Raw genomic sequence first — 18,504 nt, 5'->3', positions numbered from 1 at the left:
GACGGGTGAGAAGTGGGTTGGGGTGCCGCCAGCGGCGACGGCCGCCGCGCCCACAGAACGAACGAAGGCCTTGTATATTCCTGTATATACAAGCCCGTCAATAGGTGGACCCATGAGCGAACACGAGACGACATCGAGTAGCACATCTCCAGCGGTCGGGCGCGCGCTGGACATCCTGCTGCACCTCGCGAGCCGTTCGGGCCCGGTACAGGCGGGCGCGCTGGCCCGGGATCTCTGCATCCCGCGATCGTCCGCATACCACATCCTCTCGGTGCTGGTCGACCGGGGATTTGTCAGTTACGTCCCGAAGGAGCAGGCGTACGGACTCGGGGTCTCGTCCTTCGAGATCGGCTCGGCCTACTTGCGGCACGAACCGCTGGAGCGGCTGGCACGCCCGATCCTGCGCAGCGTGGCCCATCGGCTCGGCCAGACGGTCCACCTGGGCATCCTGTACGGCGCGGAGACGGTCTACCTGCTCAAGGAGCGTCCGCCCACCGGTCAGGGATCCGACGTCGACGTGGCCCTCGTCACCGACATCGGCGTCCGGCTGCCGGCGCACCTGACGGCCAGCGGCCGTTCGATCCTCGCCCATGCCGGCGAGGCGCAGCTGCGGGCCCTCTTCCCGCGGCCGGGCTCCCTTGTCACGCGCACCGGCAAGGGGCCGCGCTCACTGTCCGAGCTGCGCACCCTGCTGGAGCGGGACCGGGAGCGCGGCTGGTCGGAGGAGATCGAGCTGGTCTCCGAGGGGCTGCGCTCGATCGGCGTGGCGGCGTTCGACCACAACGAGCGCCCCGTGGCGGCGTTCAGCAGCACGTGGAGCCGGCACTACAGCCGGCACGACGCGGACCATGTGCGAGAGGTCCTGCAGCAGGAGGCGGCACGCCTGACGGCCGCGGTCTCCGGCCGCGCCCCCTCGGGTCCGGCGGGCGGCCGAGGGGCGCAGGGCCCGGTCCTCGGGGACGGATCCTCCACGCACGCGGCCTGACCATACGTGAGCCGTGCGGCTCGCGGTCAGTGCGTGTCGAACGTGCCCTCGAGGCGGTAGCGGGAACCGGGGTGCAGCAGCCGCGCGATGCTCACGATTGCGTCCTGCGACCAGGTGCGGCGCTGGATGAGCAGGCACGGCTCCGACGCCTCGATGCCGAGGATCGCGCACTCCTCCACTGACGGGAGCACCGCCTCCACGATGTGCTCCCCCTTACCGAGCGGCGCGACCTCGGAGAGGAACGTGAACGGCGTGCGCAGGGTGAAGTCCTGCTCCAGGTAGCCGGGGGCGAAGTCCGGGTTGACGTACCGGTCCTCCAGCTGGATCGCCACGTCGTCCTCGAAGTGCACCACCCGCGACCGGAAGACGGCCTGCCGCTCGCCGAGGCCGAGCCGGCCGCGCACCTTCGGCCCCGCCTCCTCCTCGCACAGCGCCAGCACCCGTGCGTGATAGCGGTGCCCGCGCCGGCGGACCTCGTCGGCGATGTTGTGCACCTCGACCAGGCCGGAACTGCCCTTGTTCAGGGCCACGAACGTACCCACACCCATGACGCGCCGCAGCAGGCCCCGCGCGGTCAGCTCGCGCAGCGCGCGGTTGATGGTCATGCGGGACAGGCCGAGCGACTCGACAAACTGGTTCTCCGACGGCAGGGCGTCGCCCTGGCGCCAGCGACCGCTGGTGATCTGCTCGGTCACGAGGTCCTTCACCCGCTGGTATGCGGGAGCCGACGTCGCGGTCCGCTCCTCGTACAGACGGGCGAGGTCCGCACCGCTCACGACCACGCCGTTCACCATCCTCGTCACCCTCGCTCCCCCCATGCCCGTCGGGCGGGCTCTCGTCGAAAAATTCTAGGGGAGACGCCTTCCCCGGGGTCTGCCCGGCCGGTTCCGGACCGATGTCCCGCGGTCCGCGCATCCGGTTTCGCGCATCCGGTTTCTCGGATCCGAGAAATCCGGTCGACGCCGCTCGCCACCGTTGCGCCCGTCACGTGTCATGGGTGCACGGAACAAGGTTCGACATCCCCATTCAGGAGGCATCAGCATGGCCGGCGTTTCCCCAGAGGCCCGTAGCATCCGCGCCCCCCGCGGCACCGAACTGAACTGCCTCGGCTGGCAGCAGGAAGGCGCCCTGCGGATGCTCATGAACAACCTCGACGCCGAGGTTGCCGAGCACCCGGAGGAGCTGGTCGTCTACGGCGGCACCGGCAAGGCCGCCCGTAACTGGGCCTCCTACGACGCCATCGTGCGCACCCTCAAGACGCTCAAGAACGACGAGACGCTCCTCGTCCAGTCCGGCAAGCCGGTCGGTGTCATGCGCACCCACGAGTGGGCGCCGCGTGTGCTCCTCGCCAACTCCAACCTGGTCGGCGACTGGGCGAACTGGGAGGAGTTCCGGTCCCTGGAGGCGCAGGGCCTGACCATGTACGGCCAGATGACCGCCGGTTCCTGGATCTACATCGGCAGCCAGGGCATCCTCCAGGGCACCTACGAGACCTTCGGCGCCGTCGCCCGCAAGAAGTTCAACGGCACGCTCGCCGGCACCATCACGCTCACCGCCGGCGTCGGCGGCATGGGTGGCGCCCAGCCGCTCGCCGTGACGATGAACGACGGTGTCGCCATCTGTGTCGACGTCGACCCGACCCGCATCGAGCGTCGCATCGCGCACCGCTACCTCGACGTGGCCGCGGACAACCTGGACCACGCGCTCCAGCTCGCCATCGAGGCCCGGGACGCCCGCAAGCCGCTGTCCATCGGCCTCACCGGCAACGCCGCGGAGATCTTCCCGAAGCTGCTGGAGATGGACGCGCCCATCGACATCGTGACCGACCAGACCTCGGCGCACGACCCGCTGTCCTACCTCCCCGTCGGCGTGAGCGTCGAGGAGTGGCACGAGCAGGCCCGCAAGGACCCGGCCGACTTCACCGAGCGCTCCCGCAAGTCCATGGCCCAGCACGTCGAGGCGATGGTCGGCTTCCTCGACAAGGGCGCCGAGGTCTTCGACTACGGCAACTCCATCCGCGACGAGGCCCGCAAGGCCGGCTACCAGCGCGCGTTCGACTTCCCCGGCTTCGTCCCGGCGCACATCCGCCCGCTGTTCGAGGAGGGCCTCGGCCCGTTCCGCTGGGCCGCCCTGTCCGGCGACCCCAAGGACATCGAGGCCACGGACAAGGCCATCATGGAGCTGTTCCCGGAGAACGAGCACCTGCACCGCTGGATCAAGATGGCCGGCGAGCGCGTGGCCTTCGAGGGCCTGCCCGCCCGCATCTGCTGGCTCGGCTACGGCGAGCGCCACCGCGCCGGCCTGAAGTTCAACGAGATGGTCGCCTCCGGCGAGCTGTCCGCCCCGATCGCCATCGGCCGTGACCACCTGGACTCCGGCTCCGTCGCCTCGCCGTACCGCGAGACCGAGTCGATGATCGACGGTTCGGACGCCATCGCCGACTGGCCGCTGCTCAACGCCCTGGTGAACACCTCCTCCGGCGCGTCCTGGGTCTCCATCCACCACGGCGGAGGCGTCGGCATGGGCCGCTCCATCCACGCCGGACAGGTCTGCATCGCCGACGGCACCGAACTCGCCGCCGAGAAGCTCTCCCGCGTGCTGACCAACGACCCCGGCATGGGCGTCATCCGCCACGTGGACGCGGGCTACGAGTACGCCACCTCGGTGGCTCAGCAGCGCGGAGTGCGCGTCCCGATGGCCGAGGGCGACACGGAATGAGCACGGACAACACTGTGCTGCCTGCCGGCACCGGGACGGTGACGGCAGATGTGGCGCCAGAGCCCTGGACGGGCCGGGACGACGGGCCGGGCGCCGACAACCTGCGCTGGCACCACGTGGTCGGCCTCGAACCCCAGGACACCGAACCGGGGGACGTCGCGTTCGTCGGCTTCCGCAGCGACGAGGGAGTCCGGCGGAACAAGGGCCGTCAGGGTGCGGCGGACGGCCCGTGCGCGCTGCGCGGCGCCCTCGCGTCCATGGCGCTGCCGACGCCCGTGCGGGCGCTGGACGCCGGCGACATCGAGGTGGCCGACGGGGACCTGGAGAACGGGCAGCACCGCCTGGGCCGGGTACTCACCTCGCTCGTCGACCGCGGCCACCCCGTGGTGGTGCTCGGCGGCGGCCACGAGGTCGCCTACGGCAGCTACCTGGGACTGGCCGGGACCCGCGCCCTGCACGAGGGCGCTCGTCTCGGGGTGCTGAACCTCGACGCGCACTTCGATCTGCGCGACGACGTCCGGCCCAGCTCCGGCACACCGTTCCTCCAGATGGCACACGGCGAGGAGCAGCGCGGACAGCGGCTGAACTACTGGGTGCTCGGCGTGAGCCAGCCGAGCAACACGACCCGTCTCTTCCAGACCGCGGACAGGCTCGGGGTGCGGTACCTGCTCGACACCGAGTGCGGCCTGCCCGACCTGCAGCGCGTCGACGCGTTCATCGAGGAGTTCCTCGCGAGCTGCGACGTCGTGCACCTCAGCATCGACCTCGACGTGCTCCCCGCCAGTGCGGCTCCGGGTGTGAGTGCCCCCGCCGCGTACGGGGTGCGGATGGAGGTCGTCGAGCACGTCTGCGCCGCGGTGGCGGCGAGCGGGAAGCTGGCCGTCTGCGACGTCGCCGAGCTGAATCCGGACCTCGACGCCGACAACCGCACGGCGCGGGCCGGCGCCCGACTGGTCCACCGCATCCTGACCACCAGGAGCGCGACGGCCCGCCGGGCGTGACCTTCGAGCCGGTCGCCAGGCTGTGCGAGCGAACAGGCCGCAGCCTGGCGACCTCCGTCTGAGTACGGACCTGAGTACGCGCGCTCATGCTCCGCGACATGGCGCGCGCCACACTCCACGGCATGACCCACCTACCGCCACCGGCCGAGGAGTTGCGGATCCTCGACGCGGAGTTGTGGCAACTCGACGCCCGCCGCGCCCAGTTGCTGGCCCGCCGTGCCCACCTGATCGGTCTCCTCCAGCCGGCCTTCCCGCCCGCTTCCCCCGGGGCGCGGCGGCCCGAGACCACCGCGCCCCAGGTGCAGAACGTGCTCCTCGTCCTCGGCGGCGTCCTGCTGACCGTCGCCGCGATCGCGTTCACCCTGGTCAGCTGGGGACACCTCGGGATCGCCGGGCGGTCTGTGGTGCTCGCCACGGTGACCGTGGCGGCGCTCGGCGCTCCCGTGCTCCTGCTGAAGCGCGGGCTGCGCTCGACGGCGGAGGCGCTGGCGGGCCTCGGTCTGGCGCTGACGGTGCTCGACGCGTACGCGCTGCACGAGGTCGCGCTGACGGCCACCGACGGCACGGGGTACGCGGCCGTCGCGGCGGCGTTCCTGGCCGGGGCGTGGTGGGGGTACGGCAAGGGACTCGGTTCCCTGCGCGTCCCCTTCCCCGCGGCACTGGCCGCCGCCCAGTTCCCCTTGCTGCTGTGGGCGGTGGCGGCCGGCGCGGGCCCGTACGCGCTCACGGCCGCGCTGTTGCCGGCGGCCGCGTTCGACACGGTCGTCGCGCTCCGGACGTCCACGAGGTCCCTGCGCGTCTCCGCCGCCATCGCCTCGTACGGGATGGGCGGTTGGGCCGTGGCGGCGGCCGGCGTGCTCTCCTGGGATGCCTCCGGACCGAGCGCCGCCGCCCGTGCGGCGACGCTCCTCGCCCTCGCGGCGGCGATCGCGCTGTACGCCGCATGGCGTGCTCCGCAGCGGGGCCTTGCCACCGGCGCCGCAGTGACCGGCGGGCTGCTCCTGGTCGCGGCGCTCGGCGGCATCCCGCGCGCGTCGCTGCCCGGAGTGTGGACGGTGCCCGGCTATCTGGCCTGCGGGGTCGGGCTGCTGTCGGCCGTCCGCGGTCCGCTCCCGGAAGCCGTGCGGCGCGGTGCCGCCTGGGCGTCGGCCGCCGTCCAGACCCTGGCGGTCCTGTGGGCGCTGCCCCTGGTCGTCGTGGCGCTGTGGGGTCCGGTCGGATGGACGGGACGAGTCTGGTCGGGGGCGCCGTCGGATCTGCGCGCCGCGGTGACGGTCTGGGCGCCCTGGCCGGCGCACGCGGCGGCAGCGCCGCTGGTGTTCGCGGTCGTCGCGGCGGTTCTGGCCGGGGCGGCCCGCGCCACCGCGACCCGGCGCGACCCGGCCGCGGCCGGTGCCGTGGTCCTGGTCTGGGCGACCGCGCTCGTCCTCCCGACCGCACTGCAACTCCCGTATGCGGTCGGCCTGTTCACGCAGGGGCTGACGATCGTGGCGGCGCTGGCCGTGGCGGCGTTCGCGCGGCAGACACCGGCGTCCCTCAGCGCCCTCCTCCTTTCCCTGCTCACCGCGGCCGGCCTCGCGCTGCTCTCGCTCGCCGCCCAGGGCGCCACCCTGGCCGTGCTCGCCGCGCTGACGGGGATCTTCGCGGTGGCCGCCGTACACCCGCGTCTGACCGCCGTCTGCGCGAGCGCGTCCCTGGCCGGTGCGGCGGGTCTCGCCTGTGCGGTGGGTGCCGCCGCGGGCTGGCCTGCCGCTCACACGGCACTGCTGGTCCTGGTCGTCCCGGCCGCAGCGGCCCTGCTCGCGGCGCGGGTCCCGCGGACCGGGGTGGCGGTCGAGGCCACGGGCGCCGTCGCGGGGCTCCTGGCCGTCGGGCTGGCCGTCACCGACGCGCCCGTGCTGGCCCTCGTGCTGGCCCTGTCCGGGGTGATCGCCGCGGGCACCGCCGTGCGCGCCGACCGCCGTCAGGCGGGGTACGTTGCCGCCGCGCTGTTCGTGCTGGCCACCTGGGTGCGGCTCGGGTCGTGGGCCGTGGGCGCCCCGGAGGCGTACGCCCTGCCGGTGACCGTCCCGGCGCTGGTCGTGGGCTTCGTCCGGCGCCGTCGGGACCCCGGGGCCTCGTCGTGGACGGCGTACGGACCCGGGCTGTCGGCGACGCTCGTGCCGAGCCTGCTCGCGGCGTGGGCCGACGCGGACTGGCCGCGCCCCCTGCTGCTCGGCACGGCGGCCCTCGTCCTCACCCTGCTGGGTGCCCGCCACCGTCTCCAGGCACCGCTCGTCCTCGGCGGGAGCGTGCTCGTACTGGACGCGCTGCACGAACTCGCCCCCTACCTGGTGCAGTTGGCGGGCGTACTCCCCCGCTGGCTGCCTCCCGCGTTCGCCGGCCTGCTGCTGCTCGTGCTGGGCGCGACGTACGAGCAGCGGCTCCGGGACGCCCGGCGGGTGCGTGAGGTATTGGGGCGGATGCGCTGAGGAACGGCTACGGCATCCGGACGGCGAGCGGTGAGCGACCTCTAGGCTCGTGGCTGACCTTGGTTGCCGAAGAGGGGTTCAGAACATGAGCGGGAGAGTGACGGCGGTCAGCAGCAACGGGGAGTACTCGTTCACCAAGCCGAACCGGGACAGCATCACACTGCTCGCCGGGCTCGGTGTGGAGGGGGACGTGCACGCCGGTGTGACGGTCAAGCACCGGTCGCGCGTCGCGCAGGATCCCACCCAGCCGAATCTTCGCCAGGTCCACCTCATCCATGAAGAGCTCTTCGACGAGGTCGGCGAGGAAGGGTTCACGGTGGCGCCCGGCGAACTCGGCGAGAACATCACCACGCGCGGCATCGATCTGCTCGGTCTGCCGGTCGGCACACTGCTGCGCGTCGGCGACTCCGCGGTCCTGGAGGTCACCGGTCTGCGCAACCCCTGTCTGCAGATCGACAACTTCCAGGTCGGGTTGCTGAAGCAGGTCGTCGGCCGCGACGAGGCGGGGAACATCGTGCGCAGAGCCGGAATCATGACCATCGTGCGGGAAGGCGGCGTGGCGCGTCCCGGCGACACGATCGAAGCGGAACTGCCCAGCGGTCCGCACCGCCCCCTGGACCGGGTCTGACGCGACTCCCGCGCAGGCCGTGACATGAGCAGTCGAGGCACCGGGGTTACGGGCCGCTCTGGTGGACGGCGTGGCTGCCGGTGTTCTCGACGATCACGGTGTCGCCGGTCCGGCTGAAATCGTAGAAGCGGCGGGCGTCCGCCGTGCTCAGGTGGATGCAGCCGTGGGAGGTGTCGGCCCGGCCGACGGCGTGGTCCCAGGGTGCCGCGTGCACGAACACTCCGGCGCTGGTCAGGCGCACGGCCCAGTGGACCGTGAGGACGTAGTAGTCGGGGCTGCCTGGATCGCAGGTGACGTGCGCGCTGCACGAGGTCATCTTGACGACGGCGTCCTTGCCCAGCACGTGGAACGTTCCGGACGGCGTCCGGAAGCCGGACTTTCCGAAGCCGACGCTGAAGGTCATCACTGTCCGGCCGTGATCCGTGACGGTCATCCGGTGGGTCGCCGCGTCGATCGTCGAAACGTGGCCCCCGGAGGCCGCCCGGGCGGGCCCGGCGCCCAGCGTCAGGACCGACGCGAGGACGCCGACCAGCACGAGCCGGGTGGCATCACGGAGGCGTGGGCGTGGAACCCGGCGTTGGTGGGGCATTTCTGATCACCGCCGCTCTCTGCACGAACCAGGATATTCCGCCCTCTCTCAGTCGGCGTCCGCGAGCATCGCCTCCGAGAGCGTCCACAGGCGCCGGGCGCCCGCCGGGTCGACGGCGTAGCGGGCCACGGGGGCGCCGCGGCGGTCGAGGACCTCCGCCTCGGCGCAGTCCGCGAAGTAACGCCCGCCGATGCCCTCCAGCGGGGGCGAGGTGGCTACGAGGACGGATGTGGCGGCGCCCTGCCCGACTGTCTTGATGAGCTCCGCCGGAACACCGCCGCTGCCGCGGCCGCCCTCGGTGTGGCGTTGGAGGTTGGTGTGGATGGCGCCTGGCATCACGGCGTTGGCGGTGATGTTGTCGTCGGCCCAGCGGCGGGTGGCCTCCACCGCGAACAGGACGTTGGCGGTCTTGGACTGGCCGTAGGCGAGCCAGGCGTCGTAGCGGCGGAAGGCGAAGTGGACGTCGTCCCACACGATCGGGGAGAGTTGGTGGCCGCTGGAGCTGACGGAGACGATGCGGGCGGCGCCGTCCGCGGCGAGCGCGTCGTGCAGGCCGGTGGCGAGCGCGAAGTGGCCGAGGTGGTTGGTGGCGAACTGCCACTCCCAGCCCTGTTCGGTGTACCGCTCGGGGCAGGCCATGACGCCCGCGTTGTTGACCAGGATGTGCAGCGGGCCCTGCCAGGCCGTGGTGAAGGCGGCGATGGACGCCGGATCGGCGAGGTCGAGGCGGGCGACGTGCAGGTCCTGGTTCCCGGTCGTATCGGCGATGTCCTTGGCGACGCGCTCTCCCGCCGCCACGTCGCGGACGGCCAGGGTGACGGCGGCTCCGGTTCCGGCCAGAACGCCGGCCGTCTCCGCGCCGAGGCCGGAGGAGGCGCCGGTGACGACGACGCGGCGGCCGGTGAGGTCGATGCCCTGCGCGACGTCGGCGGCCGTGCTGGAGAAGCCGTAGGGCGTGGTGATGGCAGTCATGGGTGAACTCCTTTTGGAGTAGGGCGAGTTGGGTTCGGTTCAGGGCTTGAGCATGCGGCCCTGTTCCACCTGGGGGTGCCGCCGTACCAGGCGATGGCGGGGTGGGGTCATGACCGCAACGGTAGGAAGGCCTCATGCATGAGTCCAACGAAAGTTGCGCACGGATGGTATGCGTATACATCATGGACTTCACGGATGTGTCGCTGACCGCGCTGCGGGTGTTCCGCGCGGTGGTGGAGCAGGGGACCTTCACCGCGGCCGCGGCGGCACTGGGGTACACGCAGTCTGCGGTGTCCCGGCAGATCGCCTCGATCGAGCGGACCGCGGGCGCGGAGTTGCTGGAACGGCGGCGTGACGGCGTGCGGCTGACCGCGGCCGGCCGGGTCGTCATGCGCCGTGCGACGGTCGTGCTCGACGAGATCGACGCGACCGCCCGTGAGCTGTCCGGACTGCCCGAACCGGGCGGCACCGTCCGCCTCGGCTGGGTGCCCAGCGCCGGTACGACCGTGGTGCCGTACGCCCTCGCCGCGCTGCGGCACAGCGATCCGAACGTGCACGTCATCAGCCGCGAAGGCGGCACTCCGGCGCTGGCGCGGGCCCTGCGGGCGGGCAGCATCGATCTCGCCCTGCTGTCGTCGGCGCCGCCGTTTCGCGCGCCGGACGGCGAATCGCCCCCACTGGCGCTGGAGACGCTCACGGAGCGCGCACTGTGTCTGGCCGTGCCGGCGGCGCACCCGCTGGCCCGCGGGGATTTCGTCGATGTGGCGGACCTGCGCGGACAGCGGTGGATCGCCGGTTCGTCGTCCGGCGCGGACGGGCTGATGGGAGTGTGGCCGGGCCTGGACGACCGCCCCGAGATCGTGCACACGGCCCGGGACTGGCTGGCGAGACTGCATCTGGTGGCCGCGGGCTGCGGACTGACCACCGTGCCCTCGTCACTGGGGCCGGCGGCGCCGCCCGGCGTGCGCATCCTGCCGGTGCGCGGCGGGCCGCAGGAGCAGCGGCGCCTGCTCCTGGCCCGGCTCCCCCGGCCGCCGGCCGAGCCCGTGGTGCGCCTTGCGGCCGCCCTGCGGGCCGCGGCCCTCGGCACCACCCCGGATCCGTCTCCCTCGTGAGCGGCGCCGCGGTGGCCACCCCCACCGCCCAGGGCCATCGCGTACAGGTCGGCGACCTGTACGCGATGGGTTTCCGGGCGATCCCCGACGCCGTCCGCCGCGGGCGGGCTCAGCGCATGTCGGCCGGCCGGTCGGACCCGTCGAAGGGGAAGCGGCGGCGGAAGTCGTCCGCCGCGTCCTCCAGGGTGCAGAAGCTGACCCCGTCGTGCCCGGAGACGTAGTCGATGAAGCGTTCCAGCATGAGCAGCACCTGGGGGCGGCCGCTCACGTCGGGGTGCAGCGTGATCGGTAGGACCGCGTAGTCCAACTCGCGGTGAACCCAGTCGAACTGGTCCTTCCAGTCCTGTTCCAGGACGCGCGGGCTGACGTAGCCGTGGCTGTTGTGGGCGTGCTTGTTGAACATCATCGGCGGCAGGTCGTCCACGTACCAGTTGCCGCAGAACTCGACGAGGTCGACCTCGTGGCCGTGGATCAGGGGCTTCATCCAGTCCTTGGCCTCCGCGGTGTAGTCGATCTTGGTCCACTGGTCGCCCACGCGGGCGTAGAAGGGGGTGAAGTCGCGGTAGTTCTGCGAGTGGTCGTAGGAGAAGCCGTACTTGTGCAGGAGCTCCGCGGTGTACGGCGACATCTCCCACCAGGGTGCGACATAGCCGCGCGGCTTGCGTCCGGTGTACTGCTCGATGAGCTCGACGCACTTGGCGAGGACGTCCTCCTCCTGCTGCGGGGTCATCGCGATCGGGTTCTCGTGCGAGTAGCCGTGGGCGCCGATCTCATGGCCCGCCTCCACGACCATCCGGGTCTGCTCGGGGAAGGTCTCGATGGAGTGGCCCGGGATGAACCAGCTGGTGCGTATGCCGTACCGCTCGAACAGCTTGAGCAGGCGCGGGGTTCCGACCTCGCCCGCGAAGACGCCGCGCTGGATGTCGTTCGGGGAGTCCTCGCCGCCGTAGGAGCCGAGCCAGCCGGCGACGGCGTCCACATCGACACCGAGGGCGATCTTGATGTCCTTGGTGGCCGTGGGACCGGTCGTCGTGGCCCGGGCGGTGCTTTCCTGCGTCACAGTACGCATTGCCTTTCGTGCGAAGAGGTCAGAGTCGGTGGTCGAGGGCGCTGTGGATACGGGCCGTGGCGGCGGACAGCGCGGCGGTGTCGGCGTCGGACCAGTCGCGCTCCTCCATGCTGTGCACGGAGAGCCAGCCCGCGAGGGCACCGTCGCGTTCAACGGGGCCGAGCATCTGGGCGTGCACTCCGTAGACGTCGATCAGCGCCTGCGGCGGATGCGGGTCAGCCTCGAAGTGGGGCTGGACGAGGGGGATCCGGTGGCGTTCCAGCCACTCGACGGTGTTGAGTCGCCGCTGGTCGAGGGAGGCGTCACGGCGGATGGGCCGCACACCCTCGCGGTACGCCTCGCCCGCCGTGAGGTCCACGTGCAGACCGTGCTCGGGGAGGTCGACGCGGAAGGTGGTGCGGTCGGCGCCGGTCGCGGCGAGCAGGTCCGTCAGCACCTCCTGGAAGCGGGCGCGCAGGCTGCCGGTGCGCAGCAGGTCGCCGTGGCCGGGGAGCGCGGGGGCGGCGCCGGCCAGGTCCAGCGACTTCCACAGGGTCGCGGTGACGCTGTCGAACACCGGGACTTTCAGCTCCTGTTCGAGTTGCTCGGCGACCCCGGCGCCGTGCACGTTGGTGCAGACGACGGCGACCGCGTGCGCGTCCCCGCGCGCGGCGTCGCGGATCTGGCGGGCGACCTCGCCTTGCGGGATGCGGGCGAAGGCCTCGTTGTCGCTGATCCCGAACGGCTCGGCCGCCAGGGTGCAGACGACGCCCTCCTTGGCGTACGTCGCCGCGATCCGCTCGGCCACGTCGCGGGTGTAGGGCAGGGCGAGCCCCAGGCGGGTCACGCCGTACGCGGCGCAGGCGTCGAGCAGCGCGAGGGTGGAGGTGGTGGCGGGCACGCCGGTGGCCTCGGTGATCGCGGCGCACAGTGCGCGGTCGCGGTCGACCCCGAGCCAGGAGCCGGAGGTGCCGTTCCAGGCGATCACATCGACCTTGGCGTCGGCGAGTTGCCGGGCGGCGGCGAGCATCGGCGCGGTGTCGAACTGGGCGTCGCAGCCGCCGTCCAGCGCGATACGGGTGACGGGTACGCGGGCGAAGTGCGCCGTCACACCGGCGTCGGCGCCGGTGGTTCCCAGCAGCCGGTATGTCACCGGTTCCAGGCAGGTGTTGGAGGACGGGGTGAGCATGCCCAGCCGATGGGGCTGCCCGTCGGGCTTCGCGCGCGTCAGCGGCGTCGTCATGGTCGAGGTCGTTGGGGACGTCGTCATCGGGTCGTGAGCCTCCTGCTGCAGTCGAGGGCGAGGGACGACGCGGTGAAGAGCACACCCGCGCCGACGAAGTACAGAAGGGCCCAGGTGTAGGAGCCCGTGCCGCCGACGATGAAGCCCACGACGATCGGTGTGACGATGCCGGCGATGTTCCCGGAGAGGTTCATGGCGCCGCCGACGATCCCGGCGTTGGCACGGCCCGCGAGGATGGACGGCAGCGACCAGTACAGGCCCGCCCAGCGCAGGAAGAACAGCACGGTGGAGAGCAGGGCGACGGCCGTCATGGCGTCCGGCACCAGCACCACGCCGAGCAGTCCGGCGACGACGACGCCACCGGCAGCACCCAGCAGGGTGCGCATGACCGTGTTGATCGAGGCGCCCCTGGCCTGCCACCGGTCGGACAGCCATCCGCCGACGAGTTCCCCGACGAAGCCGGCGCCGAAGATGGCCAGGGTGGACCAGCCGATCGACTTGATGTCGAAGCCCTTGGCCTCGGAGAGATAGAGGGGGCCCCAGGTGAGCAGCCCGTAGAAGACGCCGTTGAAGCCCATCCAGCCCAGGCACATCGCCCAGAAGGAGCGGTGCTTGAGGTAGGGCAGCAGCCCGGCGCGGCCGCCCTTCTCCCCTTGCGCGTCCTCCTCTGCGTGGGCCTGTTCGATGTACGTGGCCTCGGCTTCGTTGACCCGGGGATGCTCGCGCGGGGTGTTGCGGATGTACCAGGCCGCGTAGAGCCCGACGAGCGAGGTCAGCACACCGGCGACGACGAAGCTGACACGCCAGCTGCCGGTCCAGGTGATCAGGCCGGAGATGATGACGCCGCCGAGCGCGGCGCCGAGCGGGGCGCCGCCGTCCAGCAGCACCGCGCCCCTGCCCCGCTCCCGGGCGGGCAGCCACTGGGCGTTGAGCTTGCCGCCGGCCGGCATCACGGGGGCTTCGACGGCGCCGAGTGCCAGTCGTAGCCCGAGCAGAGACCCCGCGCTGGTCGCGCCGGCGGTGAGCGCTTGGACGACGCCCCAGCCGACGCAGGCGCCGGATGCCATGAACCGGGCGCCGAACCGGTCGATCAGCCAGCCGCTGGGCAGTTGCATCAGCGCGTACGTCCAGAAGAACGCACTCAGCACGAAACCGGTGGTCTCTTTGGAGAGTCCGAGATCCTTCGTGATCAGTGGCAGGGCCACCGAGACGGAGCTGCGGTCGATGTAGTTGAGCGCGACGACACCGAGGAGCAGCACGAACATGGTCCAGCGCACCCGACTGGGCCGCGCGCCCGTGGGAGAGGTGGAGCCGGGTGCGGTCTCGACGTCCGTCTCCGGGGTGCTCCCCGGGGCAGGCCCTGAGGTGGGCTGTCTTGCTGAGGCACTCATGGTGAACCCTCGATTCAGCAGGGGAAAGGAGGTGAAAAGGGCACGGTCCGGCACCAGGACAGGACGGGGTCCAGGTGGGACCAGGACAGCTGCAGCAACGTCACAGCCAGGCCGTTCGTCGGCTTGGTATACCTAAAATGGTGGTGCGGAGAACTCCCCGTCAAGGGTTTTGGTATACCTTAATTTCCTCAACACGCCCGGAGGGCTTGTGAACGCGAAGAAGACCGCGGCGGCCTGCGCCGCCCCGGCGGCGCAGCAGCCCGCCGCCAGCTCGGCCACCGGTCCGATGTGGTTGCGCGACCAGGTCTGCGAAGGCCTGCGGGACCGCATCATCACGGGCCGCCTGAGGCCGGGAGACCGCCTCATGGAGCGCGAGGTGGCCGAGGAGTTCGGGGTGTCACGCGTGCCGGTGCGCGAGGCGATCCGCATCCTGCTGTCCGAGGGGTTCCTCCAGGCGCTCTCGCCCCGCCGCATCGTCGTCCGCGGCATGACCCGCGAGGACGTCGAGAACCTCTTCGACATGCGCGAGGCCCTGGAGGTCCTCGCGGCGCGCCGCGCCACCGAGCGCGCGACCGCGGACCAACTCCAGCACCTGGCCAAGATGTTGCAGGCGGCACGGCGGGCCACCATGTCCGGCACGCCCGAGCGCATCTCGCGCGCCAACTCCGCCTTCCATCACCAGATCATGGAACTCGCCGGCAACGACCTCCTCAGCAACACGCTCGGCTCGCTCGAAGGACGACTGCGCTGGCTCTTCCAGCAGATCGACGATCCCCACCCGCTGTGGGACGACCACCGAGGGCTGTACGAGGCGATCGCGGCCGGAGACGCGGAACGCGCCGCGGACCTCTCGCTCCGGCACATCCAGCACTACCGAAAGGTCGCGCTGAGAGTGCTGTTCGAGGAGCCGCCCTCCCGGCCGTGAACAGCCGAGCCTGTGCGCACACGGCCACTCGGCACGGCGACCTCGAACTGGCCTCGCAGGGACGAGCTGATCACACGGGCGGCCCGGCGCCCGGCTCCACGCCGCGGGGCGCAGGGCCGCCCGGTCAACCGCTTCCCGACTGAAGTGCTGCGACGTCGGTCACCAGGGCAGCGGCCCCGTCACGTCGAAGTAGCCGCCGGTGGGACCGTCCGGGTCCAGTTGTGCCATGCGGACGATGATTTCGGCGCCCTCCTCGACCGTCTGCGTCCCGGTGTTCCCGTTCAGGTCGGTCTTGGTGAAGCCGGGCTCCACCGCGTTGATCCGCATGGCCGGGAACGCCTTCGCGTACTGCACGGTGATCATGTTGACCACGGCCTTCGAAGCCGGGTACGCCACCCCCGGGTAGGCAGCGGCGGGGTGGGCAGGGTCGGCCACGTGCGCGAACGAGGCCAGGCCGCTGCTGACGTTGACCACGACCGGCGACGCGGACCGCCGCAGCAGCGGCAGGAACGCGTGGGTGACGCGTACCGTGCCGAAGACGTTGGTCTCGAAGACCTCCCGCATCAGGTCGGCGGTGAGGTCCGCCGCGCCCACCACCCCGTTGTCCGCGCCGCGCGCCTCGACGCCTGCGTTGTTGACCAGCACGTCGAGGCCTCCGTCGGCCTCGATCGTCTTCACCGCGGCGGCGACGGAGGCGTCGTCGGTGATGTCGAGCTGTACGGCCCGGGCCCTGTCGCCCAGCTGCTCGGCGGCGCGACGGCCCCGGGCCGCGTCCCTGCTGCCGACGTAGACGGTGTGGCCCGCGGCGATCAGGCGACGGGCGGTCTCGTAGCCGAGGCCCTTGTTCGCTCCTGTGATCAGTGTTGTCGTCATGCCTCCACGATCCGCCCCGCCCGCCCGCGCAGCCAGGCGCCCCGTCTTCCTGGGACCAGCGGTACCAGGCAGACCCGCGGCCGGCGGGGTCACACTTGGTCGCATGGCGACGGCGGAGTTCGGTAAAGCGGTGCGCCGCTGGCGCGACCGGGTCCCGCCCGAGGCGGCGGGGCTGCCGACCGGCGGGCAGCGGCGCGCGGCGGGGCTGCGCCGCGAGGAGCTGGCGATGCTTGCCGGGATCTCCGTCGACTACGTCACCCGGCTCGAACAGGGCCGTGCCACCAACCCCTCGTCCCAGGTCGTCGAGGCCCTGGCCCGGGCGCTTCGGCTGTCGGAGGAGGAGCGCGCGCACCTGTTCCGGCTGGCCGGGCTCGCGCCGCCGGGCCCCGAGACCGTACCGGCATACATCACCGCGAGCGTCCAGCGGCTGCTGGACCGGCTGACCGGGACGCCCGTGGCGGTCTTCGACGCGTCCTGGACCCTGCTCATGGCCAACGCGCCGTACGCGGCCCTGATGGGCGACCCGTCCGGCCGGCGCGGCAACGAGCGCAACGGCGTGTGGCGCCACTTCCTCGGCCCGGGATCCGGGGCCCGGCGCCCACCACAGGCGCAGCGCGATCACGAGGCCGCGCTCGTCGCCGACCTGCGCGCGGCCGCCGAACGCTACCCGGCCGACCGGCGGCTGCACCGGTTGATCGCCGAACTGCGCGGCGGCAGCGAGCGGTTCGGCGAGCTGTGGGACGCGGGCGCCGTCGGCCGCCACGAGGCCTCGCGCAAGACGATCGACCACCCGCGGGTGGGGCCCGTCACGCTGGACTGCGACGTCCTCACCGTGGCAGGCAGCGACCTGCGGATCATGGTCTACACGGCCGAACCCGGCACCGAGGACGCCGAACGCCTCGCCCTCCTCACCGTCCTCGGCACCCAGGACCTCGTGAGCCCCACCCCCTGAGCATCCCGCCGGATACGGCCTTGGCCTGTCTCGATCTCGATTTTGCCTATAGATGTTAGGTAAATGCATAATGGTCGTCGGATCGTGGGTGCCCTCGGTAGGCCACTCCGCACTACCGGCTCCTGCGAACAACCCGTAACTCTTGATCAACAGGCTGAGACGATGAACACCGAGCACGACTGGATCACCACACCCGTCACCGCGGACCTCCTGCGCGGCGCCCTCGACGTGGAGCGCACGGCGCACGGACTGCTGCCGCACCGGCTGCCCGCTGGGGCGCGTCGGCAGATCCCCGACGAGCAACTGGCCATGGCCGAGGCCCAGCCGTCCGGCGTACGGCTGGCCCTCCGCACCCGGGCGACCACCATCGAACTGGTGACCCTGCCCACCAAGAGGGCCTACCGCGGCCTCCCGGCCCCGGCGGACGGCGTGTACGACCTGCTGGTCGACGGCCGCCTCGTGGGCCAGGACACGGTGACCGGCGGCAACGTCCGCACCATCGACATGGCCACTCAGTCCGCCGAACTGCTCGAAGGGCCTCCCGGCACCGCCCGGTTCACCGATCTGCCCGCACGGGACAAGGACGTCGAGATCTGGCTGCCTCACGCGGAGATCACCGAGCTGATCGCCCTGCGCACCGACGCCCCGGTCGAGCCGGCGCCGGACAGCGGCCGCCGAGTGTGGCTGCACCACGGCAGTTCCATCAGCCACGGCTCGAACGCCGCCCACCCGACCGCCATCTGGCCGGCCCTGGCCGCGGCCCGGGGCGGAGTGGACCTGGTCAACCTGGGGTTCGGCGGCAGCGCGCTGCTCGACCCGTTCACGGCCCGCGCGATGCGGGACACTCCCGCGGACCTGATCAGTGTCAAGATCGGCATCAATGTCGTCAACACCGACGCGATGCGCCTGCGCGCCTTCGCCCCCGCCGTCCACGGCTTCCTCGACACCATCCGCGAGGGGCATCCGACGACGCCGCTGCTGGTCGTGTCCTCCATCCTCTGCCCGGTCCAGGAGGACACCCCCGGCCCCCTCGCGCCCGACTTCCAGGGCGGGACCCTGCGGTTCAAGGCCACGGGCGATCCAGCCGAACGCGCCGCCGGGCGGCTGACGCTCAACGTCATCCGCCGCGAACTCGACCGGATCGTCAGGCAGCGGGCGGCCGACGACCCGAACCTGCACCACCTCGACGGCCGTGAACTGTACGGCGAGACGGACTACGCCGAACTCCCGCTGCCCGACGAGGTCCACCCCGACCCCGCGGGTCACCGCCGCATCGCCGAGAACTTCGCACGGCTCGCGTTCGGCGCCGGCGGCCCCTTCGATCCCGAGACGAACGGCTGACCACATCGCGGTCGACTCTCCGTCGTCGAGGGCGGCGTCGAGCGGGCGTGGACGTACCCGATGGCCCGTGTCCGCGGGGGCCCGGGAGACTAGTAGGGCTCCGTTAGGTCTTCTCGGCCCTGTTTGGGGCATGTTGGACGTTGTGGACTTACATGAAGTGAACCGTGCTCGGGCGAAGTTGGCGTTATTCGTAGCGGATGTCTTCGCATCGGTGCCACGCAAGGATCAGCGGGCGAAGGGTGACTGCTACCT

16 protein-coding genes are annotated in these 18,504 nt (G+C 71.7%); 9 read left to right on the top strand and 7 right to left on the bottom strand.

The window, feature by feature from the left end; translation table 11 throughout:
* Positions 1-112: 112 nt before the first annotated feature.
* Positions 113-985, top strand: a complete 873-nt coding sequence (locus tag ABZ818_RS33380; RefSeq protein WP_361423044.1) for an IclR family transcriptional regulator — start codon at positions 113-115, stop codon at positions 983-985.
* 26 nt (positions 986-1,011) lie between these two features.
* Here the strand turns inward: ABZ818_RS33380 and hutC are convergent, their stop codons facing one another.
* Positions 1,012-1,779, bottom strand: a complete 768-nt coding sequence (hutC, locus tag ABZ818_RS33375; protein ID WP_361423089.1) for a histidine utilization repressor — start codon at positions 1,777-1,779, stop codon at positions 1,012-1,014.
* Positions 1,780-2,026: 247 nt separating this feature from the next.
* Here hutC and hutU point away from each other — a divergent pair, with 247 nt between their 5' ends.
* From hutU to ABZ818_RS33355, 4 genes are all read left to right on the top strand, one after another.
* Complete coding sequence (gene hutU / locus ABZ818_RS33370) at positions 2,027-3,703, top strand: urocanate hydratase (RefSeq protein ID WP_361423041.1); 1,677 nt, start codon at positions 2,027-2,029, stop codon at positions 3,701-3,703.
* Entirely contained in the window at positions 3,700-4,704 is a 1,005-nt protein-coding gene (gene hutG / locus ABZ818_RS33365; protein ID WP_361423038.1) for a formimidoylglutamase, read from the top strand. Before hutU ends, hutG begins: the two co-directional genes overlap by 4 nt.
* A gap of 122 nt (positions 4,705-4,826) precedes the next feature.
* Complete coding sequence (locus tag ABZ818_RS33360) at positions 4,827-7,175, top strand: hypothetical protein (protein WP_361423035.1); 2,349 nt, start codon at positions 4,827-4,829, stop codon at positions 7,173-7,175.
* Positions 7,176-7,260: 85 nt separating this feature from the next.
* Complete coding sequence (locus ABZ818_RS33355) at positions 7,261-7,803, top strand: MOSC domain-containing protein (RefSeq protein ID WP_361423032.1); 543 nt, start codon at positions 7,261-7,263, stop codon at positions 7,801-7,803.
* Positions 7,804-7,849: 46 nt separating this feature from the next.
* Here ABZ818_RS33355 and ABZ818_RS33350 read toward each other — a convergent pair whose 3' ends face one another.
* Entirely contained in the window at positions 7,850-8,338 is a 489-nt protein-coding gene (locus tag ABZ818_RS33350) for a L,D-transpeptidase (protein ID WP_361423029.1), read from the bottom strand.
* Positions 8,339-8,440: 102 nt separating this feature from the next.
* Positions 8,441-9,364 carry an SDR family NAD(P)-dependent oxidoreductase gene (locus ABZ818_RS33345; RefSeq protein ID WP_361423026.1) on the bottom strand — a complete coding sequence of 308 codons (924 nt, stop codon included), beginning with the start codon at positions 9,362-9,364 and terminating at the stop codon, positions 8,441-8,443.
* Between the two features lie 182 nt (positions 9,365-9,546).
* Here ABZ818_RS33345 and ABZ818_RS33340 point away from each other — a divergent pair, with 182 nt between their 5' ends.
* Positions 9,547-10,479, top strand: a complete 933-nt coding sequence (locus ABZ818_RS33340; protein ID WP_361423023.1) for a LysR family transcriptional regulator — start codon at positions 9,547-9,549, stop codon at positions 10,477-10,479.
* Positions 10,480-10,588: 109 nt separating this feature from the next.
* Here ABZ818_RS33340 and ABZ818_RS33335 read toward each other — a convergent pair whose 3' ends face one another.
* Genes ABZ818_RS33335 through ABZ818_RS33325 form a run of 3 tightly spaced genes read right to left on the bottom strand, consistent with a single transcriptional unit; the run spans position 10,589 to position 14,161 of the window.
* On the bottom strand, positions 10,589-11,539 hold the full coding sequence (locus ABZ818_RS33335; RefSeq protein WP_361423020.1) for a polysaccharide deacetylase: 951 nt from the start codon (positions 11,537-11,539) through the stop codon (positions 10,589-10,591).
* A gap of 28 nt (positions 11,540-11,567) precedes the next feature.
* Positions 11,568-12,797 (bottom strand): GAF domain-containing protein, encoded by a 1,230-nt coding sequence (locus tag ABZ818_RS33330; RefSeq protein WP_361423017.1) that lies wholly within the window; start codon positions 12,795-12,797, stop codon positions 11,568-11,570.
* Positions 12,794-14,161: an MFS transporter gene (locus ABZ818_RS33325; RefSeq protein WP_361423014.1), complete on the bottom strand. Its 1,368-nt coding sequence runs from the start codon at positions 14,159-14,161 to the stop codon at positions 12,794-12,796. The genes ABZ818_RS33330 and ABZ818_RS33325 overlap by 4 nt, the downstream gene beginning before the upstream one ends.
* A 208-nt stretch (positions 14,162-14,369) precedes the next feature.
* On the opposite strand from ABZ818_RS33325, the gene ABZ818_RS33320 reads away from it, so the two are divergent.
* A complete protein-coding gene (locus ABZ818_RS33320) occupies positions 14,370-15,086 on the top strand; it encodes a GntR family transcriptional regulator (RefSeq protein WP_361423011.1) in 717 nt (238 codons plus the stop codon).
* Positions 15,087-15,245: 159 nt separating this feature from the next.
* Here ABZ818_RS33320 and ABZ818_RS33315 read toward each other — a convergent pair whose 3' ends face one another.
* Positions 15,246-15,959: an SDR family NAD(P)-dependent oxidoreductase gene (locus ABZ818_RS33315; RefSeq protein ID WP_361423008.1), complete on the bottom strand. Its 714-nt coding sequence runs from the start codon at positions 15,957-15,959 to the stop codon at positions 15,246-15,248.
* 103 nt (positions 15,960-16,062) lie between these two features.
* Between ABZ818_RS33315 and ABZ818_RS33310 the strand changes: the two genes are divergently transcribed.
* Positions 16,063-16,911: a helix-turn-helix transcriptional regulator gene (locus ABZ818_RS33310; protein ID WP_361423005.1), complete on the top strand. Its 849-nt coding sequence runs from the start codon at positions 16,063-16,065 to the stop codon at positions 16,909-16,911.
* 162 nt (positions 16,912-17,073) lie between these two features.
* Positions 17,074-18,252, top strand: a complete 1,179-nt coding sequence (locus ABZ818_RS33305) for a GDSL-type esterase/lipase family protein (RefSeq protein ID WP_361423002.1) — start codon at positions 17,074-17,076, stop codon at positions 18,250-18,252.
* The last annotated feature ends 252 nt before the right edge of the window (positions 18,253-18,504 follow it).

It is taken from the genome of Streptomyces sp. NPDC047453, from assembly GCF_040643155.1.
In the GTDB taxonomy this organism is placed as follows: domain Bacteria; phylum Actinomycetota; class Actinomycetes; order Streptomycetales; family Streptomycetaceae; genus Streptomyces.
The sequence above is the reverse complement of the archived record's forward strand: the minus strand, read 5'-3'. Positions and strand labels throughout refer to the sequence as shown.

Coding starts and splice junctions, on each gene's coding strand:
- ABZ818_RS33380 (WP_361423044.1), top strand. CDS start 113: ATGAGCGAACACGAGACGACATCGAGTAGCACATCTCCAGCGGTCGGG.
- hutC (WP_361423089.1), bottom strand. CDS start 1,779: ATGGTGAACGGCGTGGTCGTGAGCGGTGCGGACCTCGCCCGTCTGTAC.
- hutU (WP_361423041.1), top strand. CDS start 2,027: ATGGCCGGCGTTTCCCCAGAGGCCCGTAGCATCCGCGCCCCCCGCGGC.
- hutG (WP_361423038.1), top strand. CDS start 3,700: ATGAGCACGGACAACACTGTGCTGCCTGCCGGCACCGGGACGGTGACG.
- ABZ818_RS33360 (WP_361423035.1), top strand. CDS start 4,827: ATGACCCACCTACCGCCACCGGCCGAGGAGTTGCGGATCCTCGACGCG.
- ABZ818_RS33355 (WP_361423032.1), top strand. CDS start 7,261: ATGAGCGGGAGAGTGACGGCGGTCAGCAGCAACGGGGAGTACTCGTTC.
- ABZ818_RS33345 (WP_361423026.1), bottom strand. CDS start 9,364: ATGACTGCCATCACCACGCCCTACGGCTTCTCCAGCACGGCCGCCGAC.
- ABZ818_RS33340 (WP_361423023.1), top strand. CDS start 9,547: ATGGACTTCACGGATGTGTCGCTGACCGCGCTGCGGGTGTTCCGCGCG.
- ABZ818_RS33330 (WP_361423017.1), bottom strand. CDS start 12,797: ATGACGACGTCCCCAACGACCTCGACCATGACGACGCCGCTGACGCGC.
- ABZ818_RS33325 (WP_361423014.1), bottom strand. CDS start 14,161: ATGAGTGCCTCAGCAAGACAGCCCACCTCAGGGCCTGCCCCGGGGAGC.
- ABZ818_RS33315 (WP_361423008.1), bottom strand. CDS start 15,959: ATGACGACAACACTGATCACAGGAGCGAACAAGGGCCTCGGCTACGAG.
- ABZ818_RS33310 (WP_361423005.1), top strand. CDS start 16,063: ATGGCGACGGCGGAGTTCGGTAAAGCGGTGCGCCGCTGGCGCGACCGG.
- ABZ818_RS33305 (WP_361423002.1), top strand. CDS start 17,074: ATGAACACCGAGCACGACTGGATCACCACACCCGTCACCGCGGACCTC.